General features: G+C 70.4%; 26 protein-coding genes. 1 reads left to right on the top strand and 25 read right to left on the bottom strand.

Annotated features, from left to right (window positions below):
- Positions 1–96: 96 nt before the first annotated feature.
- The 14 genes from J7E91_RS18475 to pyrR all read right to left on the bottom strand — a co-directional run bounded on the left by J7E91_RS18475 (position 97) and on the right by pyrR (position 16,625).
- The gene (locus J7E91_RS18475; RefSeq protein WP_214905817.1) at positions 97–2,241 is read right to left on the bottom strand and encodes a primosomal protein N'; all 2,145 of its coding nucleotides are present in this window, start codon (positions 2,239–2,241) and stop codon (positions 97–99) included.
- 98 nt (positions 2,242–2,339) lie between these two features.
- Entirely contained in the window at positions 2,340–3,548 is a 1,209-nt protein-coding gene (gene metK / locus J7E91_RS18470) for a methionine adenosyltransferase (protein WP_214905814.1), read from the bottom strand.
- Positions 3,549–3,789: 241 nt separating this feature from the next.
- Positions 3,790–4,992 (bottom strand): bifunctional phosphopantothenoylcysteine decarboxylase/phosphopantothenate--cysteine ligase CoaBC, encoded by a 1,203-nt coding sequence (coaBC, locus tag J7E91_RS18465; RefSeq protein WP_214905811.1) that lies wholly within the window; start codon positions 4,990–4,992, stop codon positions 3,790–3,792.
- Positions 4,993–5,095: 103 nt separating this feature from the next.
- Entirely contained in the window at positions 5,096–5,368 is a 273-nt protein-coding gene (gene rpoZ / locus J7E91_RS18460; protein WP_028814064.1) for a DNA-directed RNA polymerase subunit omega, read from the bottom strand.
- A 28-nt stretch (positions 5,369–5,396) separates the two neighbouring features.
- A complete protein-coding gene (gmk, locus tag J7E91_RS18455) occupies positions 5,397–5,990 on the bottom strand; it encodes a guanylate kinase (RefSeq protein ID WP_214905809.1) in 594 nt (197 codons plus the stop codon).
- 39 nt (positions 5,991–6,029) lie between these two features.
- Complete coding sequence (locus J7E91_RS18450) at positions 6,030–6,353, bottom strand: integration host factor (RefSeq protein ID WP_028814066.1); 324 nt, start codon at positions 6,351–6,353, stop codon at positions 6,030–6,032.
- Positions 6,354–6,611: 258 nt separating this feature from the next.
- Positions 6,612–7,451 carry an orotidine-5'-phosphate decarboxylase gene (pyrF, locus tag J7E91_RS18445; protein ID WP_214906029.1) on the bottom strand — a complete coding sequence of 280 codons (840 nt, stop codon included), beginning with the start codon at positions 7,449–7,451 and terminating at the stop codon, positions 6,612–6,614.
- Positions 7,452–7,456: 5 nt separating this feature from the next.
- The gene (locus J7E91_RS18440; RefSeq protein WP_214905806.1) at positions 7,457–8,566 is read right to left on the bottom strand and encodes a quinone-dependent dihydroorotate dehydrogenase; all 1,110 of its coding nucleotides are present in this window, start codon (positions 8,564–8,566) and stop codon (positions 7,457–7,459) included.
- Positions 8,567–8,643: 77 nt separating this feature from the next.
- Positions 8,644–11,955, bottom strand: a complete 3,312-nt coding sequence (gene carB / locus J7E91_RS18435) for a carbamoyl-phosphate synthase large subunit (protein ID WP_214905803.1) — start codon at positions 11,953–11,955, stop codon at positions 8,644–8,646.
- Positions 11,948–13,099: a glutamine-hydrolyzing carbamoyl-phosphate synthase small subunit gene (gene carA, locus J7E91_RS18430; protein ID WP_214905800.1), complete on the bottom strand. Its 1,152-nt coding sequence runs from the start codon at positions 13,097–13,099 to the stop codon at positions 11,948–11,950. The genes carB and carA overlap by 8 nt, the downstream gene beginning before the upstream one ends.
- Positions 13,096–13,680, bottom strand: coding sequence for a hypothetical protein (locus J7E91_RS18425; RefSeq protein ID WP_214905797.1), 585 nt, complete (start codon positions 13,678–13,680; stop codon positions 13,096–13,098). The genes carA and J7E91_RS18425 overlap by 4 nt, the downstream gene beginning before the upstream one ends.
- The gene (locus J7E91_RS18420) at positions 13,677–14,963 is read right to left on the bottom strand and encodes a dihydroorotase (RefSeq protein ID WP_214905794.1); all 1,287 of its coding nucleotides are present in this window, start codon (positions 14,961–14,963) and stop codon (positions 13,677–13,679) included. Before J7E91_RS18420 ends, J7E91_RS18425 begins: the two co-directional genes overlap by 4 nt.
- A 2-nt stretch (positions 14,964–14,965) precedes the next feature.
- Positions 14,966–15,952: an aspartate carbamoyltransferase catalytic subunit gene (locus tag J7E91_RS18415; protein ID WP_214905791.1), complete on the bottom strand. Its 987-nt coding sequence runs from the start codon at positions 15,950–15,952 to the stop codon at positions 14,966–14,968.
- 97 nt (positions 15,953–16,049) lie between these two features.
- Positions 16,050–16,625 carry a bifunctional pyr operon transcriptional regulator/uracil phosphoribosyltransferase PyrR gene (pyrR, locus tag J7E91_RS18410; RefSeq protein ID WP_214905788.1) on the bottom strand — a complete coding sequence of 192 codons (576 nt, stop codon included), beginning with the start codon at positions 16,623–16,625 and terminating at the stop codon, positions 16,050–16,052.
- Positions 16,626–16,820: 195 nt separating this feature from the next.
- Between pyrR and bldD the strand changes: the two genes are divergently transcribed.
- The gene (gene bldD, locus J7E91_RS18405; protein WP_028814075.1) at positions 16,821–17,321 is read left to right on the top strand and encodes a transcriptional regulator BldD; all 501 of its coding nucleotides are present in this window, start codon (positions 16,821–16,823) and stop codon (positions 17,319–17,321) included.
- A 151-nt stretch (positions 17,322–17,472) separates the two neighbouring features.
- Here bldD and nusB read toward each other — a convergent pair whose 3' ends face one another.
- The 11 genes from nusB to mltG form a co-directional block, all read right to left on the bottom strand.
- On the bottom strand, positions 17,473–17,901 hold the full coding sequence (gene nusB, locus J7E91_RS18400) for a transcription antitermination factor NusB (protein WP_028814076.1): 429 nt from the start codon (positions 17,899–17,901) through the stop codon (positions 17,473–17,475).
- A 2-nt stretch (positions 17,902–17,903) separates the two neighbouring features.
- The gene (gene efp, locus J7E91_RS18395; protein WP_214905775.1) at positions 17,904–18,470 is read right to left on the bottom strand and encodes an elongation factor P; all 567 of its coding nucleotides are present in this window, start codon (positions 18,468–18,470) and stop codon (positions 17,904–17,906) included.
- 71 nt (positions 18,471–18,541) lie between these two features.
- Positions 18,542–19,657: an aminopeptidase P family protein gene (locus J7E91_RS18390; RefSeq protein ID WP_214905772.1), complete on the bottom strand. Its 1,116-nt coding sequence runs from the start codon at positions 19,655–19,657 to the stop codon at positions 18,542–18,544.
- A 116-nt stretch (positions 19,658–19,773) separates the two neighbouring features.
- A complete protein-coding gene (locus J7E91_RS18385; RefSeq protein WP_214905769.1) occupies positions 19,774–20,688 on the bottom strand; it encodes a Pro-rich N-terminal domain-containing protein in 915 nt (304 codons plus the stop codon).
- 120 nt (positions 20,689–20,808) lie between these two features.
- Entirely contained in the window at positions 20,809–21,255 is a 447-nt protein-coding gene (locus J7E91_RS18380) for a type II 3-dehydroquinate dehydratase (protein ID WP_214905766.1), read from the bottom strand.
- Positions 21,252–22,346 (bottom strand): 3-dehydroquinate synthase, encoded by a 1,095-nt coding sequence (aroB, locus tag J7E91_RS18375; RefSeq protein ID WP_214905763.1) that lies wholly within the window; start codon positions 22,344–22,346, stop codon positions 21,252–21,254. Before aroB ends, J7E91_RS18380 begins: the two co-directional genes overlap by 4 nt.
- On the bottom strand, positions 22,343–22,825 hold the full coding sequence (locus J7E91_RS18370; protein WP_214906026.1) for a shikimate kinase: 483 nt from the start codon (positions 22,823–22,825) through the stop codon (positions 22,343–22,345). Before J7E91_RS18370 ends, aroB begins: the two co-directional genes overlap by 4 nt.
- Positions 22,826–22,863: 38 nt before the next feature.
- The gene (gene aroC, locus J7E91_RS18365; protein ID WP_214905759.1) at positions 22,864–24,048 is read right to left on the bottom strand and encodes a chorismate synthase; all 1,185 of its coding nucleotides are present in this window, start codon (positions 24,046–24,048) and stop codon (positions 22,864–22,866) included.
- A gap of 129 nt (positions 24,049–24,177) precedes the next feature.
- Positions 24,178–24,366, bottom strand: a complete 189-nt coding sequence (locus J7E91_RS18360) for a hypothetical protein (protein ID WP_214905756.1) — start codon at positions 24,364–24,366, stop codon at positions 24,178–24,180.
- Positions 24,367–24,409: 43 nt separating this feature from the next.
- The gene (locus tag J7E91_RS18355) at positions 24,410–25,252 is read right to left on the bottom strand and encodes a shikimate dehydrogenase (protein WP_214905753.1); all 843 of its coding nucleotides are present in this window, start codon (positions 25,250–25,252) and stop codon (positions 24,410–24,412) included.
- The gene (gene mltG / locus J7E91_RS18350) at positions 25,230–26,858 is read right to left on the bottom strand and encodes an endolytic transglycosylase MltG (protein WP_214905750.1); all 1,629 of its coding nucleotides are present in this window, start codon (positions 26,856–26,858) and stop codon (positions 25,230–25,232) included. Before mltG ends, J7E91_RS18355 begins: the two co-directional genes overlap by 23 nt.
- Positions 26,859–26,887: the final 29 nt, after the last annotated feature.

Raw genomic sequence — 26,887 nt, 5'->3', positions numbered from 1 at the left:
GGGGTCTGGGGCAGCGCCCCACGCGGCGGAGCCGCACAATGTCGCAGGCGGGAAGGGGGCGGGCAAAGCGCCGCAGGCAACCCGCACGCCCCCCACTCACCCGATGTCCGGCGGATCGATCCTGATCCGCACCGGATCGCCGCCCCCACGGGCCAGCCGCGCCGCCTGCGCCGCCTTCAGCGCCGCAGCCAGTGCCGCCCCGCTCCCCGGCGGCACCCTCAGCAGCGCCCGCTCCCACACCTCACCCACCGGCGGGTCGCCGGGCCTGCGGGGCCGCCCGGGCTCCGCCACCCGCAGCGGCACGGGCCCGAGGACCTCCGCGTCGTCCGGCAGCTCCGCCGCCGCCAGAAACGCGGCGATCGCCTCCGGCCGGCCGCTCACCGCCGCCATCCGCGACACCGGCGGAAAGCCCAGCTCCGCCCGCTCCGCCAGCTCCCGCTGCGCGTGCCCCACCGGGTCCCACCGCACCAGCGCCTGCACCGGCCGCAGCGTCGGCTCGGCGACCACGACCACCGTGCCGCCCTCCCCCTGCCCCCTGACCAGCGCTGCCGCGCTTATCCAGCGCCGCAGCGCCTCCTCCCCGACGCGCAGGTCCTGCCGCCCGAGCATCGCCCAGCCGTCGAGCAGCAGCGCCGCGGCGTAACCGCCTTCGGCCACGGGCTCGGCCCCCGGCGTGCTGACGACGAGCGCGGGCACCCCCGGCACGCTCTCCAGCACGTGGTCGCGCCCGGACGTACGCACCGGCACGGCGGGAAACGCCCGGCCCAGCTCCTCCGCCGTACGCCGCGCCCCGACGACCTGCGCCCGCAGCCGCACGCTCCCGCACTCACCGCACCGCCATCCGGCCGCGTCCCGGCCGCACCACCCGCAGTGCAGTTCCTGCTGGTCGGCGGCTTCGAGCGGCCCGGCGCAGTGCCGGCACCTGGCGGGCGTACGACACCGCTCGCAGGCCAGGCTCGGTACGTACCCGCGCCGGGGCACCTGCACCAGCACCGGACCGGACTTGAGTCCGTCCCGCACGGTCTGCCACGCCAGGCTGGGCAGCCGCGCGGCCCGCGCGGCACCGTCGCGGGCCACCTCCTCGTCCCCCACCGTCCGGATCAGCGGCGCCGCGGCGCGCACCTGCTCACGCCCCGCCCGCAACGGCGCGGCCCACTTGCTCTCGACCAGCTGGGCCGCCTCGACGGTGCAGCTCGTGGCCCCCAGCAGGAACCCGCATTTGCTGTGCTGCGCCCGCAGCTCCAGCACCTCCCGCACATGCGGAAACGGCGCGTGGTCGTCGCTGTGGCTCGAATCCCCGTCGTCCCACACCGCCACGAGCCCCAGATCCGTCACCGGGGCGAACATCGCGGCCCGCGTCCCGATCACCGCCCGGACCGACCCCCGCCGCGCGGCCAGCCACTGCCGGTACCGCTTCTGGGGGCCGGCATCGGCGGTCAGCAGCGTGTGATGTCCCTTCCCCACCAGCGCGGTGAGCGCGGCGTCCACCCGGGCCGCACCGCGCCCGTCCGGCAGCACGACCAGCGCCCCCCGCCCGGAGGCCAGCGTCGCGGCCACCGCACGCGCCAGCTCGTCCGGCCAGTGCGGCCCCGGCAGCGCGTTCCACACGGCTCGCGGCGCCCCGCCCGCGGCCAACTCCCGCAGAAACGCGGGCCCGTGCGCGTACCGCTCCCACGTCCCGGCCTCCGGCGCACCGGGCGGCGGCAGCGGCTCGGGCGAGGGCTTCTGCTCGGCCGAGCCGTTCCTCGGCGGAACAGCCAGCTGCAGTACGTCGGCGAGGCTCCCCGCGTACCGGTCGGCGATCGCCCGCGACAGCGCCAGCAGCTCCGGGCTCAGCACGGGCTCCGGGGACACCACATAGGCGAGCGCCGCCAGCGGCCCGGCGTAGTCCGACTCGGCCCGCCGCTCGATGAGGAAGCCGTCAATCATCCCCCCGCCCTCACGACGCCCCTCGCGTACGTTGTGCGCCCCGGCCCCGAACCGCACCCGGACCCGCACCCCCGGCTGCGCGACAGCGTCCAGCTCCTCGGTCACGGCATAGTCGAAGTACTGGTCGAGATGCAGCACCCCCTTGTTGACCATCACCCGGGCAACGGGCAGCTCCTTCGCCAGCGGCGCCCCACGCCAGGTCCGCGGCTTGGCCTTCAAAACCTTCGCCTTCCGCACGGTCTCCCGAATGAGCGCAAGCTGCTCCGGCACCCCGCCCCCGGGCTCTTCGGGCCGCTCATCGTTCCTGCTCACAGCAAAATTCCTACCAGACGCCACTGACAGTGCGACATGCCGAAGGCCCCGGACCGATACGGTCCGGGGCCTTCGGCCGAGCAGAGAGGCGGGGCCGGTCAGAGACCCGCCGCCGCGCGCAGCGCGTCCACGCGGTCCGTGCGCTCCCACGTGAAGTCGGGAAGCTCGCGGCCGAAGTGGCCGTACGCCGCGGTCTGGGCGTAGATCGGCCGGAGCAGATCGAGGTCGCGGATGATCGCGGCCGGGCGGAGGTCGAAGACCTCGCCGATGGCGTTCTCGATCCTCTCGGAGTCGATCGTCGCGGTGCCGAACGTCTCGACGAAGAGACCCACCGGCTCGGCCTTGCCGATCGCGTACGCGACCTGGACCTCGCAGCGCGCGGCGAGACCCGCGGCCACGACGTTCTTGGCGACCCAGCGCATCGCGTACGCCGCCGAGCGGTCGACCTTGGACGGGTCCTTGCCCGAGAAGGCGCCGCCGCCGTGGCGGGCCATGCCGCCGTACGTGTCGATGATGATCTTGCGACCGGTGAGGCCGGCGTCGCCCATGGGGCCGCCGATCTCGAAACGCCCGGTCGGGTTGACCAGCAGGCGGTAGCCCTCGGTGTCCAGCTTGATGCCGTCCTCGAGAAGGCCGCTCAGGACGTGCTCGACGACGAACTCGCGGATGTCGGGAGCGAGCAGCGAGTCGAGGTCGATGTCCGAGGCGTGCTGCGAGGAGACGACGACCGTGTCGAGGCGGACGGCCTTGTCACCGTCGTACTCGATGGTGACCTGGGTCTTGCCGTCGGGACGCAGGTACGGGATCGTCCCGTTCTTGCGGACCTCGGACAGCCGGCGCGAGAGCCGGTGCGCCAGGTGGATCGGCAGCGGCATCAGCTCGGGCGTCTCGTCGCACGCGTAACCGAACATCAGGCCCTGGTCGCCCGCGCCCTGCTTGTCGAGCTCGTCCTCATCGCCCTCGACCCGGGTCTCGTACGCCGTGTCGACACCCTGCGCGATGTCGGGGGACTGCGCGCCGATGGACACCGAAACGCCGCACGAGGCGCCGTCGAAGCCCTTCTTCGAGGAGTCGTACCCGATCTCGAGGATCTTGTTGCGTACGAGCGTGGGAATGTCTGCGTAGGCCTTGGTCGTCACCTCGCCGGCGACGTGCACCAGGCCGGTGGTGATCAAGGTCTCCACGGCGACCCGGGAAGCCGGGTCCTCCCGCAGGAGCGCGTCGAGGATCGTGTCGCTGATCTGGTCAGCGATCTTGTCGGGGTGGCCCTCGGTCACGGACTCCGAGGTGAACAGGCGGCGGGACACATCGCTCCCTGGGGTTGCAGCGGCTGCTGGCTGAGCATTGATGGAACGAGCCGGGAGCTGCGCCCGGCGTCGTTCCGGGACCAGTTTATCGGTCGCTTCCGGTCGGCGGACCACGCGTCTCGCTTGTTGGGAGCCCTGTGACCAGCGGCACTGCATTGTGCAGCACGGCCAACGCCCTCCGCCAGAGGGCGAAACGCCGGATTCGCAAGGACTTGGGGCACCCAGTGAAGCACACCAAGAATTAACCGAGCCGACGTGTCACCAGGTCCCAGACCGTGTCGGCCAGGGCCTCCTTGGGTCCGTACGGCACCGGAGTCTCGCCCCCGTCGGCGTCGAGCACGACGGCTTCGTTCTCCTCGGAGCCGAACGTCTTCCGCTCCCCCACCTCATTGACAACCAGCAGGTCACAGCCCTTGCGGCGGAGCTTGTCGCGCCCATTGGCCAGGACGTTGTCGGTCTCGGCGGCGAAGCCGACGACCACCTGCCCGGGCCGTGCGCGCTCGGCCGAGATCTCCGCGAGGATGTCGGGATTACGGACCAGCTCGACGGCGGCGGGCTCCTGGCCGTCCTTCTTCTTGATCTTCCCCTCGGCGTACGCCGCCGGCCGGAAATCGGCCACGGCGGCCGCCATGACCACCACGTCCGCGTCCGCCGCCGCCTTCAGCACGGCCTCGCGCAGCTGCACCGCCGTGCCGGCGCGGACGACATCGGCGCCCGCCGGATCGGGCAAACCCGTGTTGGCCTCGACGAGGGTGACCCGGGCGCCGCGTGCGACGGCGGTACGGGCCAGGGCGTACCCCTGCTTGCCGGAGGAACGGTTCCCCAGGTAGCGGACCGGGTCGAGCGGCTCGCGCGTACCGCCCGCGCTGATCACGACGTGCCGACCCGCGAGGTCGGGCTCGGCCACACCCCGTGCGAGGACCCGGCGGCAGACTTCGAAGATCTCGTCGGGGTCGGGCAGCCGGCCCTTGCCGGTGTCGACGCCGGTCAGCCGGCCCACCGCGGGCTCGATGACGACCGCGCCGCGGCGGCGCAGCGTGGCGACGTTCTCCTGGGTGGCCGGGTGCTCCCACATCTCGGTGTGCATCGCGGGCGCGAAGATCACCGGACAGCGGGCGGTGAGCAGGGTGTTCGTGAGGAGGTCGTCGGCCAGCCCGTGGGCGGCCTTCGCCAGCATGTCGGCGGTGGCGGGGGCCACCACGACCAGATCGGCGGCCTGCCCGATCCGTACGTGCGGTACCTCGTGGACGTCGTCCCAGACCTCGGCCGAGACGGGGTTGCCGGACAGCGCCGACCAGGTGGCGGCGCCGACGAAGTGGAGCGACGCCGCGGTCGGCACGACCCGCACATCATGGCCGGATTCCGTCAGCCGGCGCAGCAGCTCGCACGCCTTGTACGCGGCGATGCCTCCGCTGACCCCCAGCACGACCTTGGGCTTGTCCACTGCGTCTCCCCGCTTCGTACGACGGTTACGTCCCCTATGACACACCACAGGCCAGGCAGTCTCACTGCCGGGCCTGTGCTGAAAAGATTCCTGCGCCTGCTGACTACTGCGCCGGGCCCTCAATGGCCTCGGAGGTCAGCAGACCCGCGTTGATCTCGCGCAGGGCGATCGAGAGCGGCTTCTCGTGGACGTGGGTGTCCACCAGAGGGCCGACGTACTCGAGCAGGCCCTCACCGAGCTGCGAGTAGTACGCGTTGATCTGACGCGCACGCTTCGCCGCGTAGATCACGAGGCTGTACTTCGAGTCAGTAGCCTCGAGCAGCTCGTCGATCGGCGGGTTGATGATGCCCTCGGGCGTGGAAATGGAAGAGGACACGCTCTACCTTCCGATAAGTGAACAGAGATCAAGCAACTTCCATCAAGGCTAGCAGCTCGCGCGCCACGTCCTCGACGGAGGTGTTGACCAGGGTGGTGTCGAACTCCGCCTCCGCGGCGAGTTCGATCTTCGCGGCCTCAAGTCGGCGCTCGATCACATCGGGCGCCTCCGTGCCGCGACCGGTCAGCCTGCGGACCAGCTCGTCCCAGCTGGGCGGGGCCAGGAAGACCAGTTGAGCCTCCGGCATCGATTCACGGACCAGCCGTGCGCCCTGGAGATCGATCTCCAGGAGCACGGGCTCGCCCGCTTCGAGCCGGTCGACCACGGCACGCCGGGGCGTGCCGTAACGATTACCGGCGAACTCGGCCCATTCCAGCAGCTCACCGTTGGCGACGAGCTTGTCGAACTCCTCGTCGCTCACGAAGAAGTACTGGATGCCGTGGCGCTCGCCGGGTCGCGGCTTGCGTGTGGTGGCCGACACCGAGAGCCATACCTCGGGGTGGACCTTGCGCATATGGGCGACGACCGTGCTCTTGCCGACACCCGAGGGGCCGGAGAGCACGGTCAGCCGCGGACGTACGTCCGGGGGTACGGGGGTCGTCCCCCGGGATGTTGCAGCCATGGATGCGATTATCCAGGTTCTCGGGGGTGCCCGAGAACGTCAGGCGGCGCCGCCGCCGAACTCGCGCTCCAAAGAGGCGATCTGGTTGGAGCCGAGACCGCGCACACGACGGCTCTCGGAGATCCCGAGCCGCTCCATGATCTGCTTCGCGCGGACCTTGCCCACGCCGGGCAGAGACTCGAGCAGGGCGGAGACCTTCATCTTGCCGACGACGTCATTCTCCTGTCCCTGCTTGATGACCTCGTGGAGCGAGGCGCCGGAGTGCTTGAGTCGATTCTTGACCTCGGCCCGCTCCCGGCGAGCCGCGGCGGCCTTTTCGAGCGCGGCTGCGCGCTGTTCAGGGGTAAGGGGCGGAAGAGCCACGCCTACGTCACCTCGGATGTCGAACTGTCGGATACGGACCGGTGAGGAACCTAGTCGCCCCACACCAGGCGAGCAACGAACAGCGAGCTGCGAAACAACGAGCTGCACGTTTCTCTCGACGGAGACTAGCGGCCATGGCCGCTCCAGTCAGCGAGAAGCGGCGAAAAGTCCTGGTCAGCCTCTGTCGACTAAGGCATATCAGACATAACACCCCGGTTTTCGGTCAGGATTCCGTCAACATGAATCGCCGGGCCACCGTCAAGCCCCCGCGACCGCCGCCCTGACCTCGTCGGCGAAGCGAGAAGCGGACTCCCGCAGTCCGGCTACGTCGGGCCCGAAGCGGAGCACACCGCGGCTCACACTCGGTACGACATTGCCGACGGCGGACCCGAAGACGCCCGGCAGATCGGCCGGCGTCGCGCCCTGCGCCCCGATGCCGGGAGCCAGCAGCGGACCGTTGATGGCCAGATCGACGCCCGCGTCCCCGAGCGTCGCGCCGACCACCGCGCCGACCGACCCGAGCGGCTCGGCGCCCTCGTTCTCGGCCGCCATGTGGTCGAGCATCAGCTGGGCGAGCGACCGGCCACCGGCGGCGGTGGCCCGCTGGACCTCGGCGCCCTCCGGATTGGAGGTGAGCGCGAGTACGAACACGCCGCAGCCGTTGATCACAGCCGCGTCCAGCGCCGGACGCAGCGAGCCGAAGCCGAGGTACGGCGACACGGTGACGGCGTCCGAGAAGAGCGGCGAGCCCTTGTGGAGGTAGGTATCCGCGTACGCACCCATCGTGGAGCCGATGTCGCCGCGCTTGGCGTCCATGAGCACCAGCGCGCCGGCCGCCCTGGCCTCCTCGACCGCCTTCTCCAGTACGGCGATGCCGCGCGAGCCGAAGCGCTCGAAGAACGCCGACTGCGGCTTCAGTACGGCGACCCGGTCGGCCAGCGCCTCGACGACGGTGCGGGTGAAGGTCTCCAGGCCCTTGATGTCGTCATTGAGGCCCCACGCGCTCAGCAGCGAGGCGTGCGGGTCGATGCCGACACACAGCGGCCCACGGGTGTCCATGGCGCGGCGCAGACGGGCGCCGAAGGGTTCGACAGTCACTGCCGTCACTTGGAGGTCTCCCGGGTCTCGGCGCCGACCGCGTCGGCGAGGGTGGCGTACGGGCTGGCGGCGAGGCGCTCGGCGAGGCCCTGGTGGATCGCGCGGGCCCAGAACGGGCCCTCGTAGATGAAGGCGCTGTAACCCTGCACGAGCGTCGCGCCCGCCAGGATCCGCTGCCAGGCGTCGTCGGCGTTCTCGATGCCCCCGACGCCGACCAGGGTGATCCGGTCGCCGACACGGGCGTACAGGCGGCGCAGGACCTCCAGGGAGCGCGCCTTGACGGGCGCTCCGGACAGTCCGCCGGTCTCCTTGACCAGGGCCGGGTCGGACTTCAGGCCGAGGCCCTCGCGGGCGATGGTGGTGTTGGTGGCGATGATGCCGTCCAGGCCGAGCTCCAGCGCCAGGTCGGCGACGGCGTCGACGTCCTCGTCGGCCAGGTCGGGCGCGATCTTGACGAGGAGCGGGACGCGGCGGTCCGTCACCGTACGGTCGGCCGCCTCACGCACCGCCGTCAGCAGCGGGCGCAGCGACTCGGTGGCCTGGAGGTTGCGCAGTCCGGGGGTGTTCGGGGACGAGACGTTGACGACCAGGTAGTCGGCGTGGGCGGCCAGGCGCTCGGTGGAGGTGACGTAGTCGGCGACGGCCTCCTCCTCCGCAACGACCTTGGTCTTGCCGATGTTGACGCCGACGACGGTCTTGAAGACAGGGTTACGGGCCGCCAGGCGGGCCGCCACGGCCTCGGAGCCCTCGTTGTTGAACCCCATGCGGTTGATGAGCGCGCGGTCCTTCACGAGGCGGAAGAGGCGCTTCTTGGGGTTGCCCGGCTGCGGCTGGGCGGTGACCGTACCGATTTCGATGTGGTCGAAGCCGAGCATCGACATCCCGTCGACGGCGACCGCGTTCTTGTCGAAACCGGCGGCGAGGCCGAAGGGGCCGTGCATGCGCAGGCCGAGCGCCTCCGTGCGGAGCGAGGTGTGGCGGGGCGCGAGGACGGCGGCGACGAAGGTGCGCAGGACCGGGACGCGGGCGGCGAGGCGGATCCAGCGGAAGGCCAGGTAGTGGGCCTGCTCGGGGTCCATGCGCTTGAAGACGAGGTTGAAGAAGAGTTTGTACATGGGTGCTTTCCTCAGGAGGGCCGGGGGGGCTGGGCACGAAGAGGGGGACACCGCATCCGGTGTCCCCCTCCTGGCCGCTAGACCTCGCGGGCCGCTGTCAGGTGTTGTGCGTGTTCCTGAAGGGAACGGACCCCGACATCGCCGTGGGTGAGCGCGTCGATGCCCTGGACGGCGGCCGCGAGGGCCTGGACCGTCGTGAGGCAGGGGACGCCGCGGGACACGGCGGCCGTACGGATCTCGTAGCCGTCGAGGCGGCCGCCCGTGCCGTACGGCGTGTTGACGATGAGGTCGACCTGGCCGTCGTGGATGAGCTTGACGATGGTCTTCTCACCGTGCGGGCCTTCGCCCTCGCTCTGCTTGCGTACGACGGTGGCGTTGATGCCGTTGCGCTTGAGCACCTCGGCCGTGCCGGACGTCGCGAGCAATTCGAAGCCGTGGGCGACCAGTTCGCGCGCCGGGAAGATCATGGAGCGCTTGTCGCGGTTGGCGACCGAGATGAACGCGCGGCCCTTCGTCGGCAGCGGACCGTACGCCCCGGCCTGCGACTTGGCGTACGCCGTGCCGAAGACCGAGTCGATGCCCATGACTTCACCGGTGGAGCGCATCTCCGGGCCGAGGACGGTGTCCACGCCGCGGCCCTGGATGTCGCGGAAGCGGCTCCACGGCATCACGGCCTCCTTGACGGAGATCGGCGCGTCCAGCGGCAGCGTGCCGCCGTCGCCGGTCTTCGGCAGCATGCCCTCCGCGCGCAGCTCGGCGACGGTCGCGCCCAGCGAGATGCGGGCGGCGGCCTTCGCGAGCGGCACCGCGGTCGCCTTCGAGGTGAAGGGGACGGTGCGCGAGGCGCGCGGGTTGGCTTCCAGGACGTACAGGATGTCGCCGGCCATCGCGAACTGGATGTTGATCAGTCCGCGTACGCCGACGCCCTTGGCGATGGCCTCGGTGGAGATCCGCAGCCGCTTGATGTCGAAGCCGCCGAGGGTGATCGGGGGCAGCGCGCAGGCGGAGTCGCCGGAGTGGATGCCGGCTTCCTCGATGTGCTCCATGACGCCGCCGAGGTAGAGCTCGGTGCCGTCGTAGAGCGCGTCGACGTCGATCTCGATCGCGTCGTCGAGGAAGCGGTCGACCAGGACCGGCCGGGTGGGGCTGATCTCGGTGGACTCCGCGATGTACGAGGACAGGCGCGTCTCGTCGTACACGATCTCCATGCCACGTCCGCCGAGCACGTACGACGGGCGTACGAGCACCGGGTAGCCGATCTCGTCGGCGATGGCCTTGGCCTCGTCGAAGGTGGTCGCCGTGCCGTGCTTGGGGGCCGGGAGACCGGCCTCGGCGAGGACGCGGCCGAAGGCGCCGCGGTCCTCGGCGGCGTGGATGGCCTCCGGCGGGGTGCCGACGACCGGTACGCCGTTGTCCTTGAGCGCCTGGGCCAGGCCCAGCGGGGTCTGGCCGCCGAGCTGGACGATGACGCCCGCGATCGGGCCCGCGAGGGTCTCGGCGTGGACGATCTCCAGCACGTCTTCGAGCGTCAGCGGCTCGAAGTACAGGCGGTCGGAGGTGTCGTAGTCGGTGGAGACGGTCTCCGGGTTGCAGTTGACCATCACGGTCTCGTAGCCCGCGTCGCTGAGCGCGAAGGAGGCGTGGACGCACGAGTAGTCGAACTCGATGCCCTGGCCGATGCGGTTCGGGCCGGAGCCCAGGATGATCACCGCGGGCTTCTCGCGCGGCGCGACCTCGGACTCCTCGTCGTACGAGGAGTAGAAGTACGGCGTCTTCGCGGCGAACTCGGCGGCGCAGGTGTCGACCGTCTTGTAGACCGGGCGGACGCCGAGCGCGTGCCTGACCTCGCGTACGACGTCCTCGCGCAGGCCGCGGATGTCGGCGATCTGGGCGTCGGAGAAGCCGTGGCGCTTTGCTTCCGCGAGCAGGTCGGGGTCGAGCTTGTCGGCGGCGGCGAGCTCGTCCGCGTGCTCCTTGATGAGGAACATCTGGTCGACGAACCACGGGTCGATCTTCGTGGCGTCGAAGATCTCCTCGGGGGTGGCGCCGGCCCGGATGGCCTGCATGACGGTGTTGATGCGGCCGTCGGTGGGGACCTTGGCGATCTCCAGGAGGTCGGCCTTGTCGCCGGGTTCGCCGGTGAAGGCGAACTGGCTGCCCTTCTTCTCCAGCGAGCGCAGGGCCTTCTGGAGCGCCTCGGTGAAGTTGCGGCCGATCGCCATGGCCTCGCCCACCGACTTCATGGTGGTGGTGAGGGTGGCGTCGGCGAGCGGGAACTTCTCGAAGGCGAAGCGCGGCACCTTGACGACGACGTAGTCGAGCGCGGGCTCGAAGGACGCCGGGGTCTTCTCGGTGATGTCGTTCGGGATCTCGTCCAGCGTGTAGCCGACGGCGAGACGCGCGGCGATCTTCGCGATCGGGAAGCCGGTGGCCTTGGAGGCCAGCGCGGACGACCGCGAGACGCGCGGGTTCATCTCGATGACGATGATGCGGCCGTCGTCGGGGTTGACGGCGAACTGGATGTTGCAGCCGCCGGTGTCGACGCCGACCTCGCGGATGATCGCGATTCCGACGTCGCGCAGGCGCTGGTACTCGCGGTCGGTCAGCGTCATCGCCGGGGCGACGGTGATCGAGTCACCGGTGTGCACGCCCATCGGGTCGAAGTTCTCGATGGAGCAGACGACCACGACGTTGTCGTTCTTGTCGCGCATCAGCTCCAGCTCGTACTCCTTCCAGCCGAGGATGGACTCCTCCAGGAGCACCTCGGTGGTCGGCGAGAGCGTGAGGCCCTGTCCGGCGATGCGGCGCAGCTCGTCCTCGTTGTGCGCGAAGCCGGAGCCGGCGCCGCCCATGGTGAAGGAGGGGCGTACGACGACGGGGTAGCCGCCGAGCGTCTCGACGCCCGCGAGGACGTCGTCCATGGAGTGGCAGATGACGGAGCGGGCGGACTCGCCGTAACCGATCTTGGCCTTGACGGCCTCGACGACGCCCTTGAAGAGGTCGCGGTCCTCGCCCTTGTGGATGGCCTCGACGTTGGCGCCGATGAGCTCGACGCCGTACTTCTCCAGCACACCCTGCTCGTGCATGGAGATCGCGGTGTTGAGCGCGGTCTGGCCGCCGAGGGTCGGCAGCAGCGCGTCGGGGCGCTCCTTGGCGATGATCTTCTCGACGAACTCCGGGGTGATCGGCTCGACGTACGTGGCGTCGGCGATCTCCGGGTCGGTCATGATCGTCGCCGGGTTGGAGTTGACCAGGATGACGCGCAGGCCCTCGGCCTTGAGGACGCGGCAGGCCTGCGTGCCGGAGTAGTCGAACTCCGCGGCCTGGCCGATGACGATCGGACCGGAGCCGATGACCAGGACGGACTGGATATCGGTGCGCTTAGGCACGCTGGCCCTCCATGAGAGTCACGAAGCGGTCGAACAGGTACGCGGCGTCGTGCGGGCCGGCAGCCGCTTCGGGGTGGTACTGGACGCTGAACGCGGGCTGGTCGAGCAGCTGGAGGCCCTCGACCACGTCGTCGTTCAGGCAGACGTGGGACACCTCGGCGCGCCCGTACGGGGTCTCGGAGACCTGGTCGAGCGGGGCGTCGACGGCGAAGCCGTGGTTGTGCGCGGTGACCTCGACCTTGCCGGTCGTGCGGTCCTGCACGGGCTGGTTGATGCCGCGGTGGCCGTACTTCAGCTTGTACGTGCCGAAGCCGAGCGCCCGGCCCAGGATCTGGTTGCCGAAACAGATACCGAAGAGCGGCGTCTTGCGGTCCAGGACGGCCTTGACGACGGTGAGGTCGACCGTGGACGGGTCGCCGGGGCCGTTGGAGAGGAACACTCCGTCGGGGGCGACGGCGTACACGTCCTCGGCCGTGGCGGTGGCGGGCAGGACGTGCACCTCTATGCCGCGCTCGGCCATCAGGTGCGGGGTCATGCCCTTGATGCCGAGGTCGATCGCGGCGACGGTGAACTTCTTCTCACCGATCGCGGGGACGACGTACGGCTCCTTGGTGGAGACCTCGGCGGCGAGCGAGGCGCCCACCATCTGGGGGGCCTCCTTCACGCGGGCGAGCAGCGTGTCCTCGTCGGCCAGTGCCTCGCCGGAGAAGATGCCGACGCGCATCGCGCCGCGCTCGCGCAGGTGACGGGTCAGGGCGCGGGTGTCGATGCCGCTGATGCCCACGATGCCCTGGTCGACGAGCTGCTCGTCGAGGGAGCGGCTGGAGCGCCAGTTGGAGGGGATGCGGGCGGGGTCGCGTACGACGTAACCGGCGACCCAGATCTTCGCCGACTCGTCGTCCTCGTCGTTCACACCGGTGTTGCCGACGTGCGGGGCCGTCATCACGACGACCTGACGGTGGTACGAGGGGTCGGTGAGGGTCTCCTGGTAGCCGGTCATGCCGGTGTTGAACACCGCCTCGCCGAAGGTCTCCCCCACGGCCCCGTAGGCACGGCCGCGGAAGCTGCGGCCGTCCTCCAGGACGAGTACGGCGGGAGACGCCCCCTTCCTCTGCGAGGCGTTCCCCGGCTTGGAGATCGTCATCGTGCGGTGCCTTCCGTCGTAATGAACTGCTTCATGGAGTTGATCGCCTCGACCCAGGCCGTGTGCTCGGCCGCGCGGTCGGAGCGGAAGCCGGAGTCGATCTGCTTGTCGCCGTGCTGCCAGGTGACGACCAGCAGACCGCCCTCGGCGAGGACCTTGCCCGCGATGCCCTTGTCGAGCCTGGCCTCGCGCAGCTGCCCGGCCGGTACGAAGAAGTCGGCCGCTCCGGGGCGTACGACATCGAGACCGGCGTCGGTGAGCGTCAGCTCAACCCTGCTGCGCGTGCCGAGGCCGTGGGCCACGATCCGGTCGAGCCACTGCCCGGCGGTCGTCGAGCCGTGGTAGCGGCCGCTCATCCTCAGCTTCGCCTCACCCGGCGTCTCGGGCGCGGTGGGCAGCTCGGGGATGTCCGACTGGAGGGTGGCGCGCCACTTCCAGCCCTGGCGCATCAGCCAGTACAGGAGCGCGATGAAGAGCAGCAGTCCGACGACCCAGCCGATGCGGGCGGCCCAGTCGGTCACTTCGGCCGACTTGCGCTCCGCGGCGGCGGCCTCGGCGGCCAGATGGATGAAAGGTGTCACGCCAGATTCCCGTCGACGACCGTTGCGTGGCCCCGCAGCCAGGTGTGGGTGACGCGTCCCGGCAGCTCACGGCCCTCGTAGGGGGTGTTGCGGCTGCGGGAGGCGAAGCCCGAGGGGTCCACGGCTCCACGGTAAGCCGGATCGACCAGCGTGAGGTTGGCGGGCTCGCCTGCCGAGACGGGGCGGCCGTGGCCCTCCAGCCGGCCGATGGCCGCCGGGCGGAACGACATGCGGTCCGCGACGCCCGCCCAGTCGAGGAGGCCGCTGTCGACCATCGTCTGCTGGACGACGGACAGGGCGGTCTCCAGGCCGACCATGCCCATGGCCGCCGCCGCCCACTCGCAGTCCTTGTCCTCGTGCGGGTGCGGGGCGTGGTCGGTGGCGACGCAGTCGATGGTGCCGTCGGCGAGGGCCTCACGCAGCGCCATGACGTCCGCCTCGGTGCGCAGCGGCGGGTTCACCTTGTAGACCGGGTTGTACGTACGGACCAGCTCGTCCGTGAGCAGGAGGTGGTGCGGGGTGACCTCGGCGGTGACGTTCCAGCCCTTGGACTTGGCCCAGCGGACGATCTCCACCGAACCTGCCGTGGACAGGTGGCAGATGTGCACGCGCGAGCCGACGTGGGCGGCGAGCAGCACATCGCGGGCGATGATCGACTCCTCGGCGACGGCGGGCCAGCCGCCGAGACCCAGCTCGGAGGAGACGATGCCCTCGTTCATCTGGGCGCCCTCGGTGAGGCGGGGCTCCTGGGCGTGCTGGGCGACGACGCCGTCGAATGCCTTCACGTACTCCAGCGCTCGGCGCATGATCACGGCGTCGTCGACGCACTTGCCGTCGTCGGAGAAGACCTTCACCCCGGCGGCGGAGTCGTGCATGGCGCCGAGCTCGGCGAGCTTCTTGCCCTCCAGGCCGACGGTGACGGCGCCGACGGGCTGCACGTCGCAGTAGCCGGACTCCTTGCCGAGGCGCCAGACCTGCTCGACGACGCCGGCGGTGTCGGCGACCGGGAAGGTGTTCGCCATGGCGTGGACGGCGGTGAAGCCGCCGACGGCGGCGGCCTTCGTACCGGTCAGGACTGTCTCGGAGTCCTCACGGCCGGGCTCGCGCAGGTGGGTGTGCAGGTCGACGAGGCCGGGCAGCAGGATCTTGCCCTCGGCCTCGACGACGGTCGCGCCCTCGGCGCTCAGCCCGGTGCCGACCGCCTCGATGGTCTCGCCGTCGATCAGGACGTCCTGCGGCTCGCCGCCCAGTACCTTCGCACCGCGGATCAGGATCTTGCTCATAGTTATTTGCTCTCCTCGGTGCGTGCGGGGGTCGGGCTGATGGCGGACTCGTTGCCGCCGAGAAGCAGGTACAGGACGGCCATCCGGGTCGAGACGCCGTTGGCGACCTGCTCGACGGCCGTGCAGCGGTCGGAGTCCGCGACCTGCGCGGTGATTTCCATGCCCCGGTTCATCGGGCCGGGGTGCATGACGATGGCGTGCTCGGGCATGCGGGCCATCCGGTCGCCGTCCAGGCCGTAGCGCCGCGAGTACTCGCGCTCGGTCGGGAAGAAGGCGGCGTTCATCCGCTCTCGCTGCACACGCAGCATCATCACCGCGTCGGACTTCGGCAGCACCTCGTCGAGGTTGTACGAGACCTGGCAGGGCCAGTGCTCGACGCCGATCGGGACCAGGGTGGGCGGCGCGACCAGCGTCACCTCGGCGCCGAGGGTGTGCAGCAGGTGGACGTTGGAGCGGGCGACCCGGCTGTGCAGTACGTCGCCGACGATCGTGATCCGGCGTCCGTCCAGGTCACGCCCTATTCCGGCGTCGGGACCGACGAGCCTGCGGCGCATCGTGAAGGCGTCGAGCAGCGCCTGGGTGGGGTGTTCGTGCGTACCGTCGCCCGCGTTGACGACCGCGCCGTCGATCCAGCCGGAGGTCGCGAGGCGGTAGGGCGCGCCGGAGGCGCCGTGCCGGATCACGACGGCGTCGGCGCCCATCGCCTCCAGGGTCAGCGCGGTGTCCTTGAGCGACTCGCCCTTGGAGACGGACGAGCCCTTGGCGGAGAAGTTGATGACATCGGCGGAGAGGCGCTTGGCGGCGGCCTCGAAGGAGATGCGGGTGCGGGTCGAGTCCTCGAAGAAGAGGTTGACGACCGTACGTCCGCGCAGGGTCGGCAGCTTCTTGATCGGCCGGTCCGCGACGCGGGCCATCTCCTCGGCGGTGTCGAGGATCAGCACGGCGTCGTCGCGGGTGAGGTCGGCGGCCGAGATGAGGTGACGCTTCATCTGGTGCTCCGTGGTTCGTGAGGGGCGCGTGTGTGGAGGCGGGCAGGAGGGCAGGCCGGAGCACGGTCCCGGCGGTCCGGGTCCGTACAGGAGGCCGCTACTGCTCGCCGACCGGAGCGGTCTGCTGGAGGCCGAGCAGCACGGCGTCGCGGCCGTCCTCCTCGGAGAGCTGGACCTTGACCGTCTCCCGCAACGACGTGGGGAGGTTCTTGCCGACGTAGTCGGCGCGGATCGGCAGTTCGCGGTGGCCGCGGTCGACGAGGACCGCGAGCTGTACGGCGCGGGGGCGGCCGATGTCGCCGAGCGCGTCGAGCGCGGCCCGGATCGTGCGGCCGGAGAACAGCACGTCGTCGACGAGGACGACGAGCCGGTCCTCGATGCCGTCGCCGGGGATCTCGGTACGGGCGAGGGCCCGCGCGGGGCGCATGCGCAGGTCGTCGCGGTACATGGTGATGTCGAGGGAGCCGACCGGCATTTTCCGGCCGGTGATCTCTTCGAGCCTGGCGGCCAGCCGACGGGCCAGGAAGACACCGCGGGTGGGAATGCCGAGGAGCACCACGTCGTCGGCACCCTTGGCGCGTTCGACGATCTCGTGGGCGATGCGGGTCAGTACCCGCTCGATGTCAGGGCCCTCAAGCACAGGGCGCGGAGCATCGGAATCAACCGTGTCCATTGGAAACGGACCTCCTTCTCCGCCTCACGGGACGGACCTTAAAGGACGTCGGAATTGCGTCACCACGGTACCAGCACTATTCGGCAACCCTTGCGATACCCCTCGACTAGGCGGTCTGGACCCATTCGGCTTGACGCATCCAAGTAACGCTGCGTAACCTCACAGTGAGTTACCAGTCTGCGTCCGGGGAGCCATATGTCCAGCGAATACGCAAAACAGCTCGGGGCCAAGCTCCGCGCCATCCGCACCCAGCAGGGCCTTTCCCTTCACGGTGTCGAGGAAAAGTCCCAGGGCCGCTGGAAGGCCGTCGTGGTCGGCTCGTACGAGCGCGGCGACCGCGCCGTGACCGTGCAGCGCCTCGCCGAGCTTGCGGACTTCTACGGCGTCCCGGTCCAGGAGCTCCTGCCGGGTACGACGCCCGGCGGCGCCGCCGAGCCGCCGCCGAAGCTCCGCCTTGACCTGGAGCGCCTCGCCCATGTCCCGGCCGAGAAGGCGGGCCCGCTCCAGCGTTACGCCGCGACGATCCAGTCGCAGCGCGGCGATTACAACGGCAAGGTCCTGTCGATCCGCCAGGACGACCTGCGCACGCTGGCCGTCATTTATGACCAGTCGCCCTCGGTCCTGACCGAGCAGCTGATCAGCTGGGGTGTGCTCGACGCGGACGCGCGCCGTGCGGTCGCTCACGAGGACGTCTAGTCCGAGCGCCACCAGCAGAAACGTAACGCCGGGACCGGCGGAAGCTTTCGGGCTTCCGCCGGTCCCGGCGTTTTCCGCGTGCTGAAAGGGCCCGCAGCACGCCGTGAAGCGTACTGCGGGCCCTTTCAGCCGTGGAACAGCCCAGCTCGGGCTACTCGCGACGCAGATTCGGCTTGAGCTCCTTGAAACGGCCGAGGAGGCCGTTCACGAAGGACGGTGAGTCGTCGGTGGAGAACTCCTTGGCGAGCTGTACCGCCTCGTCGATCACCACCGCGTCGGGCGTCTCGTCCATCCACACCAGCTCGTACGTGCCGAGCCGCAGGATGTTCCGGTCGACGACCGGCATCCTGTCGATCTCCCAGTCGACCGCGTACGTGGCCATGAGGTCCTCGATGCGGTCCGCGTACGTCGCGTAGCCCTCGACGAGTTGCATCGTGTACTCGCTGACCGGCGGCTGGCGGGTGTCGGTCCTGGCGTGCCGCATCCAGTCCGCGAGGACCGTCTGCACGGACTCACCGCGCTGGTCGGCCTCGAAGAGGATCTGGAAGGCGCGCTTGCGCGCCGTGTTCCGGGCAGCCACGGTTAGCTGTTCACCCGGCCGAGGTAATCGCTCGTGCGGGTGTCGACCTTGATCTTCTCACCGGTGGTGATGAAGAGCGGGACCTGGATCTCGTGGCCGGTCTCCAGCGTCGCGGGCTTGGTGCCGCCGGTGGAGCGGTCGCCCTGGACGCCCGGGTCGGTGTGCTGGATCGTGAGCTCGACGGCGGCCGGCAGCTCGACGTAGAGCACCGCGCCCTCGTGCTGCGCGACGGAGGCGGTGAAGCCCTCGACCAGGAAGTTGGCGGCGTCGCCGACGGCCTTGCGGTCGACCATGAGCTGGTCGTAGGTGTCCATGTCCATGAAGACGAAGTACTCGCCGTCCATGTACGAGAACTGCATGTCGCGCCGGTCAATGGTGGCCGTCTCGACCTTCACGCCGGCGTTGAACGTCTTGTCGACGACCTTGCCGGAGAGCACGTTCTTGAGCTTGGTGCGCACGAAGGCAGGGCCCTTGCCGGGCTTGACGTGCTGAAACTCGACGACGGACCAGAGCTGGCCTCCGTCGAGCTTGAGCACCATGCCATTCTTGAGGTCGTTCGTGGAAGCCACGGTTGCGGAATCTCCTGGACTGAAGGCTGGTGGGACTGCTGTGACCCGGGGGTCGCGCTGCGGCTCAGGTGCTACAGCGCGAGCAGCTCCTTGGTCGTGATGGTGAGTAGCTCGGGTCCGCCGTCCGCCTCGGGGCGCACGACGAGCGTGTCATCGATCCGGACACCGCCCCGGCCCGGGAGGTGGACCCCCGGTTCGACGGTGACCGGCACACAAGCGTCCAGTTTACCCATGGCCGCAGGTGCCAGCTGCGGGTCCTCCTCTATTTCGAGTCCGACACCGTGCCCGGTGCGTGGCGCGACGGCCTCGCCGTGGCCCGCGGCGGCCAGTACATGGCGTGCCGCGCGGTCCACTTCGCGGTACTCGGCGCCCGGTACGAGAGCCTCCCGGCCCGCCCGCTGAGCGGCGAATACGACGTCGTACAGCTCGATCTGCCACTCGGCGGGCGTCGTGCCGATGACGAAGGTACGGCCGATCTCGCAGCGGTAGCCGCGGTAATTGGCGCCGAGGCAGACGGAGAGAAAATCACCCTCCTCCACGCGCCGGTCCGACGGCCGGTGCCTGCCGAGGCCCGAGTTCGGCCCGGTGGCGACCGAGGTGGGGAAGGCCGTCCCGTCCGCGCCGTGGTCGACCAGGCGGCGCTCCAGTTCCAGCGCGAGGTGCCGCTCCGTGCGGCCCACCAGGATCGATTCGAGCAGCTCACCGAGGGCCTGGTCGGTGATCTCGGCCGCGATCCGCATGGACGCGATCTCTTCCTCGTCCTTGACGATGCGCAGCTGCTCGACAGCGCCGGCGAGATCGCCCAGGCGCAGCCGGGGGGCGACCGAGCCGAGCGCCCGGTGCCTGGCGACGGTGAGGTGGTTCTCCTCGACGGCGAGCGACTCCGCTCCGGCCGCAGCGGCCGTCCTTGCCGCCGCGACCACGGCGTCGCCGCCGGGCGCGGGCAGGACCATGATCCGCAGCTGTTCGTCGGTGCGGCCGTCGGCGGGGTCCGCGGTCGGCGCACCGGGGCAGATCAGCACGTCGGCCTCCCCGGCGGACGGCCCGAGCAGCAGCACGGCGCCGGGTGGCGCTCCGCCCGCGAGGTAGCGGACGTTGGCGGGACGGGAGACCAGTGCGGCGCCGCTGCCGGCAGCGGCGCACCGGTCGCGCAGTCGTCCACGACGGGCCGCATACAGCTCTGACATGTTTCGAGCGTACGAGCGCGGGCACCGTCCGGCCGGTTCAGCGCGTCCGACCGGGGCGGCGAGGCCGTCTGTACGAAGCCCCTCTGTACGAAAAGGCACGAGAAGGCGCCGCGCCGCTACCAGGCGGGCGGGCTGGCTATGGAGCGGGCGAGCACCTCGTCCAGTACGCGGGCTGTGGTCGGTACGTCGTACTGCGAGTTGTCGATGATCGGCAGCCCCGAGCCGTACCACCCGGCCATCCGGCCGTGGATACGGGCGACTTCCTCGTCGGACAGGCGCCGGTTGCCGCTGCGCTGGGCGTTGCGCTCCAGCACGATCTCCAGGCCGGGAAGGATGACCACGGGCAGCAGCCCGGGCCCCACATGGCGCTTCCAGCCGCCGAGCCCGACGACGGGACGGTCCGGGAAGACGGCGTCGTCGACGATGCACGAGATGCCGTTGGCCAGGAAGTTGCGGGCGGCGAAGCCGCAGGTGCGGCGGGCCAGGCGGTACTGGGCCTCCGACTGGTCGTTCCAGCCGGACTGCGGGTCGGCGAACCCGGAGCACACCCATTCGCGTACGTCGTCGAGGCTGATGTGCGCGGTCGGCACGCGGCGGTGCCGCGCCCAGTGCTTGGCGACGGTCGTCTTGCCCGCGCCCGCGGGGCCGATGAGCAGCACCGCGAGCGTCGTGCCGCCGGTGTCCGTGGGCGCGGCGGCGCGCGGCGGCGCGGGGACCGGGACCGGACCGCCGGGCGGCAGCTGGATGTGCCCGGTGGTCTCGCGGGACGGTGGCCGCTGGGCGTGCTGCGGGACCGGTCCGCTCCAGCCGGGAGCCGCCGGGGCGTGTCCCGGTGCCTGAGGCGCCTGGGGCGGGTGCGGGGGCTCTTGGGGCCCGGGGGGACCGGCGTGGGGCCCGGCGGGCCCGGCTTGGGGCCCGGCGGGCCCTGCAGGCGGCCCTGCGTGCGGTCCGGCGGGGTGCGGGGCGCCGTGCGCCCACCCTGCGGCGGGCCCGTGGGGCGGTGGCAGCGGAGCCCCCACTGCGTGCTGCATCCGGTGCGACTCCGTCTCGTACAGGCGACTCTTGGCGGACCAGGACGGCCCGGGCCTACCGAAAGGTACCTGCCCCCGCCGTTCTACTGTGAACGGCGGGGGCAGGTCCAGAGTGCCCGCTCAGCCGTCGAGTTCCTCGGCGAGAGCGCGCAGGGCGAGCCGGTACGAGCCGATGCCGAAGCCCGCGACCGTACCGCTGGCCACGGCGGCGACCACCGAGGTGTGCCGGAATTCCTCGCGTGTGTACGGGTTCGAGATGTGCACCTCGATCAGCGGCGCGGTGCGCTGGGCCGCCGCGTCCCTCATTCCGTACGAGTAATGCGTGAAGGCACCCGGGTTGAGAACGACCGGAATTGACCCGTCCGCGGCCTCGTGGAGCCAGCGGATCAGTTCGCCCTCGTCGTTCGTCTCGCGTACGTCCACGTCGAAGCCGAGTTCCTTGCCGAGCCGTCCGCATTCCTCGACGAGCCCGGCGTACGACGTCGCGCCGTACACGTCGGGTTCGCGCGAGCCGAGACGGCCCAGGTTGGGCCCGTTGAGAACGAACACCCGCCGGGCGGCAGTCACTTGGACACCTCGCCGTACGCGGCGAGCAGCACCGCCGGGTCGGGGCCTTCGAGCACGGTCGGCTTGGCGAGCCCGTCGAGGACGATGAAGCGCAGCAGGTTGCCGCGCGACTTCTTGTCGACCTTCATGTTCTCAAGGAGCTTGGGCCACTGGTCGGCGCGGTAGGTGAGCGGCAGCCCGACCGACTCCAGCACCGTGCGGTGCCGGTCGGCGGTCGCGTCGTCGAGACGGCCCGCGAGACGGCCCAGTTCGGCAGCGAAGACCATACCGATGGAAACGGCCGCGCCGTGGCGCCAGTTGTAGCGCTCGTTCTTCTCGATGGCGTGCGCGAGCGTGTGACCGTAATTCAGGATTTCGCGCAGACCGGATTCCTTCAGGTCGCTCGACACCACGTCGGCCTTGACCCGGATGGCGCGCTCGATCAGCTCGGCGGTACGCGGACCCTCGGGCGTACGGGCCGCCGCCGGGTCCTCCTCGATCAGGTCGAGGATCACCGGGTCGGCGATGAAGCCCGCCTTGATGACCTCGGCGAGACCGCTGATGTAGTCGTTGACCGGCAGCGAGTCGAGCGCCGCCAGGTCGCAGAGCACACCGGCCGGCGGGTGGAAGGCGCCGACGAGGTTCTTGCCCTCGGCGGTGTTGATGCCCGTCTTGCCACCGACGGCCGCGTCGACCATGCCCAGCACGGTGGTCGGTACGGCGATCCAGCGCACGCCGCGCAGCCAGGTGGCGGCGACGAAACCGGCCACATCGGTGGTGGCTCCGCCTCCGACGCCGACGATCACGTCCGTACGCGTGAAGTTGGTCTGCCCGAGAGCCTTCCAGCAGTACGCCGCGACCTCGACGGTCTTGGACTCCTCGGCGTTCGGCAGCTGGATCGCGATGGCCTCGTAGCCCTGGGCGGCGAGGTCCTCGCGGATCGCCTCACCGGTGCCGGCGAGCGCCTCGGGGTGCAGGACGGCTACGCGCTTGGCCCGGTCGCCGATCAGCCCGGGCAGCTCACCGAGCAGCTGCCGGCCGACCAGCACCTCGTAGGGCTCCGCGCCCTCGCTGCCGCCGATCTGGATACGGGTGACTGCCTGCTCCGTCATGCTTCCTTCACTTCGAGTGCGTCGAGGACCGCCTGCGCGACCTCTTCGGGGGTCCGGTCGTCCGTCTCGACCACCGCGTCGGCCACCTCGGCGTACAGATGCCGGCGCGCTTCCATCAGCTGCTTCCACTGCTGGCGCGGGTTGACTGCCAGCAGCGGGCGGGCGGTGTTGAGCCCGACGCGCTTGATCGCCTCGGTCACGTTCATGGAGAGGTAGACGACGGGCAGCCCGGCCAGGTCCGCCCGGGTGCCGTCGTCGAGCACCGCGCCGCCGCCGAGCGACAGCACGCCCGTGTGCCCGGCGAGCGCCGCCTTCACGGCCTCCCGCTCCAGCTCACGGAAGCGCGCCTCGCCCTCGTCGACGAAGATCTCGGCGATCGGCCGGCCCTCGGCCGCGACGATGTCGGCGTCGGTGTCCCGGTACGCCACTCCCAGCCGCTCGGCGAGCAGCGCACCCACCGTGGACTTGCCGACCCCCATGGGCCCGACAAGTACGACGACCGGCCCGCCTGTCGCACTCACCGGACGACCAGGTTGTCGAGGTAGCTCCGCACATTGCGCCGGGTCTCGCCCACGCTGTCGCCGCCGAACTTCTCCGCGACCGCGTCCGCGAGGACGAGCGCGACCATGGCCTCGGCCACGATCCCGGCGGCCGGAACGGCGCACACGTCGGAGCGCTGGTGGTGCGCGGCCGCGACCTCACCGGTGGCGGTGTCGATGGTGGCGAGCGCACGCGGCACGGTCGCGATGGGCTTCATCGCGGCCCGTACGCGCAGCAGCTCACCGGTGGACATGCCGCCCTCGGTACCGCCGGCGCGACCGGACGTACGACGTACGCCCTCGGCGGTCGGCACGATCTCGTCATGGGCCTTCGAGCCGGGCACGCGCGCGAGATCGAAGCCGTCACCGACCTCGACCCCCTTGATCGCCTGGATGCCCATCAGCGCGGCGGCGAGCCGGGCGTCGAGCCGGCGGTCCCAGTGCACGAACGAGCCGAGTCCGACGGGCACGTTGTACGCCAGCACCTCGACGACACCGCCCAGCGTGTCGCCGTCCTTGTGGGCCTGGTCGATCTCGGCCACCATCGCCTTCGACGCGTCGGCGTCCAGGCAGCGCACCGGGTCCTCGTCGAGCTTCGCCTCATCGGCGGGCACGGGCAGCACACCGTACGGCGCCTTGGCGGAGGCCAGCTCCACGACGTGCGACACGATCTCGACGCCGGTCGTCTGCTTCAGGTAGGACCGGGCGACGGTGCCGAGCGCGACACGGGCCGCGGTCTCGCGGGCACTCGCCCGCTCCAGGACCGGCCGGGCCTCGTCCAGGGCGTACTTCTGCATACCCGCGAGGTCGGCGTGTCCGGGGCGCGGGCGGGTCAGCGGCGCGTTACGCGCCAGCTTGGCCAGCTCCTCGGGGTCGACCGGGTCGGCCGACATGACCTGCTCCCACTTGGGCCACTCGGTGTTGCCCACCATGATCGCGACGGGGCCGCCCATGGTCAGGCCGTGCCGTACGCCGCCGAGGAAGGTCACCTCGTCCTGCTCGAACTTCATCCGCGCACCGCGCCCATAGCCGAGCCGCCGCCGGGCAAGCGCGTCCGCCACCATCTCCGTGGTGACGGGGACACCGGAGGGAAGGCCCTCCAGCGTCGCGACGAGTGCGGGGCCGTGGGATTCCCCCGCGGTCAGCCAGCGCAACCTGCTCAACGGTGCTCCTCATGCTCGCGCCTGGAACTGCGACGGCGCGACCGGGTGCGCGGCCCTGGCCCGCCACCCCTGATCCTCCCACGACCGGACCGGTGACCCGGCAGCCGGTCCATAAGACGGACGGCATTCTCATTTCGCGGGACGCGCCGGCCCGGTCTGCCGCGCCGCCGTCCGGCGCCACAGCTTGCGTACGCCGTACGTCAGCAGCATGAAGAGAACGGCCGCGCCGAGCGCGATACGGAGCCACTCGGGCAGGAAGTAAAACGCCAGCTTCAGCAGGTCGGGCGCTGCCAGGACCTGCCCCGTCGCCATGCCCATGATCGATCTTCCTCGCCCTGTGACCTCCGGTTCTCCGCGGATCCTACGAGGCGGCGAGCGCGTGTTCCCCGGCAGCCCGCATGACGGCGAGCGGCGCGGTGGGGCGGCCCGTCATCTGCCGCACTTGAAGCACGGCCTGGTGCACGAGCAGGTCGAGGCCGCCGACGACCGCGCCGCCGCGCGCGGACCACGCGGCGGCGAGTGCGGTCGGCCACGGCTCGTACAGCACGTCGAAAAGCGTGCCGGGGCTGTCCGGCACGGCCTCGGCGAGGGCGTCAGTGGTGCCGGCCGGGGTGGTGGCGACGACGAGCGGCGCGTCGAACGCCCGGTGCGCCTGCGCCCAGTCGGCGACGCGTACGTCGACTCCGAGCCGCTCGCCCCACTGCCGCATCTCGTCGGCGCGGGCGGAACTGCGGACGTACGCGGTGACCGGGCCGGTGCACAGGCGGGAGAGCGCGGCGAGGGCGGACGAGGCGGTGGCTCCGGCGCCGAGGATCGCGGCGGAGCCGACTTTCTCGATGCCGCGCTCGCGCAGGGCGGCGATCATGCCGGGGATGTCGGTGTTGTCGCCGGTCCGCCGGCCGTCCTCGGTGAAGACGACCGTATTCACCGCCTCGACCGATGCCGCCGTGTCGCTGATCTCGTCGAGCAGCGGGATGACGGCCCGCTTGAGCGGCATGGTCAGGGACAGACCCGCCCAGGACTCGTCGAGCTCCGCGAAGAAGCCGGGCAACCCGGCCTCGTCCACTTCGAAACGGTCGTACGACCAGTGGGCGAGGCCGAGTTCCCGGTACGCCGCGCGGTGCAGCACCGGGGAGAGGGAGTGGGCGATGGGCGACCCGAGGACCGCTGCCCTGCGGGCGTCAGTCGCTGCCCTGGCTTGCATCGAACTTTTCCTTCAGCGTCAGGAACTCGGCGTGCGTCTTGGCGAATTCGGTCTTGTTCAGGCCGTCGGTCGCCACGAAGTACAGCCAGCCGTCCTTCGTCGGATTCAGTGCGGCCGCGAGAGCTTCGTGGCCGGGGTTGCTGATGGGCCCGGGGGTGAGGCCCCTCTGCGTGTACGTGTTGTACGGATCCATGTTGCTGTTGATCTCGGATTCGCTGATCTTGATTTCGCTCTGACCCTTCAGGTAATTGAAGGCCGAGTCGAACTGGAGCAGCTGATTCGTTTCCGTATTGGTGGGCTTGAGGCGGTTGTACACGACCTCGCCCATCTTGCGGAAATCGTCGTGTGTCTTGCCTTCGACCTGCACAAGGCTGGCGACCGTGACGAGATCCAGCGGAGATTCGAGACCGAGCCTCTCGGCCTCCGCCTCGACGTTCGCGGCAGCGTATTGCCCTTTGGCCCGCGTGACCATTTCCTTGAGTACGGATTTCGGCGTCGACTTTCCGCCGATGTCGTAACGCGACGGATAAAGGAAGCCTTCCAGCGGGTCCTTGATGTCGGGGTCGTCATTGGCCCATTCGGGCAGCCCGAGATCCTTGAACTCCTTCTTGGCCACGTCCTCAGTGGTACCGCGATCGACCTTCAGCTTCTTGTCGATCTCCTCGTAGACCACGACATTCCGCTGGCCCTCCTTGACGATGAGGGCGTTCAGGTTCGACGGGTTGATCATGAGATCGACGGCCGCCTTGCCGGACATCTCCTTCTTCATCGGGTAGACGCCGGGCTGAATTCCCTGACTCTTCGGGTTCGCCGTCGCCGCCGAGACGAAGGCGCCCGAACTCTTGACCACACCCTTGCGGGCGAGAATGCTGCCGATCTGGCCCAGCCCCGCACCCTTGGGGATCTCGACCTCGACGGAACCGGTGCCGGTGCCCGAATAGTCGGCCGGGGCTCCGAACTGGTCCTGGTAGAACTGGTATCCGAAGTAGCTGATGCCGCCCACGCCGCCGGCCAGGACCACCACGACGAAGAGGCAGGCCGTGCCGTTGCGGCTTTTCTTCTTTTTGGACTTGCCGCCTCGGCGGTCGCCGCCGCGCCGGGACTCGCGTGGCTCGTCGGGGTCGTCGTCGCGGTCGCCGCTGCCCGTGAAGAACGGGTGCTCCTCGGGGGCTTCCGGCTCGGGTTCCCACTCGGGAGCCTGGTCCGGCTCGGGCGCCCGGCGCTGGTTCGGCGGCTGCGGCGGGGGATAGGCGTCCGGCGCGGCGTAGTAGTCGCTCTCGCCGGCGCCGTAGGCGGGCTGCTGGCCGGCGTACGGGTCGGCCGCCGGATTCATGCCGTACGGCACCGGCTCCTGCTGCTGGGCCGTGTCCCAGCCGACGTTGTGGCCGTACTGCTGCTGGTCCGGGTGCCCGGGCTGCTGCTCGTGCTGATGCGGGTGCTGGTGCTGCCGGCCGTCGTAATACGGCTGCTGCTGTTGCGGCTCCTGCTGGTAGTGCTGTGGCTGACCACCGTACGGAGCCTGCTGCCCTGCCCATCCCTGGTCCCCGTACAACGGGTCCTCGGGATGCCACGGTTCGTGGCCTGCGCCCCGGCCATACTCAGTCATCAAACCCCATAGTGTGCCGCGAGGCGGTG

It is taken from the genome of Streptomyces sp. ISL-99 (assembly GCF_018614005.1).
Lineage (GTDB): Bacteria > Actinomycetota > Actinomycetes > Streptomycetales > Streptomycetaceae > Streptomyces > Streptomyces flavidovirens.
This window is presented reverse-complemented; position numbering and strand designations above follow the sequence as displayed.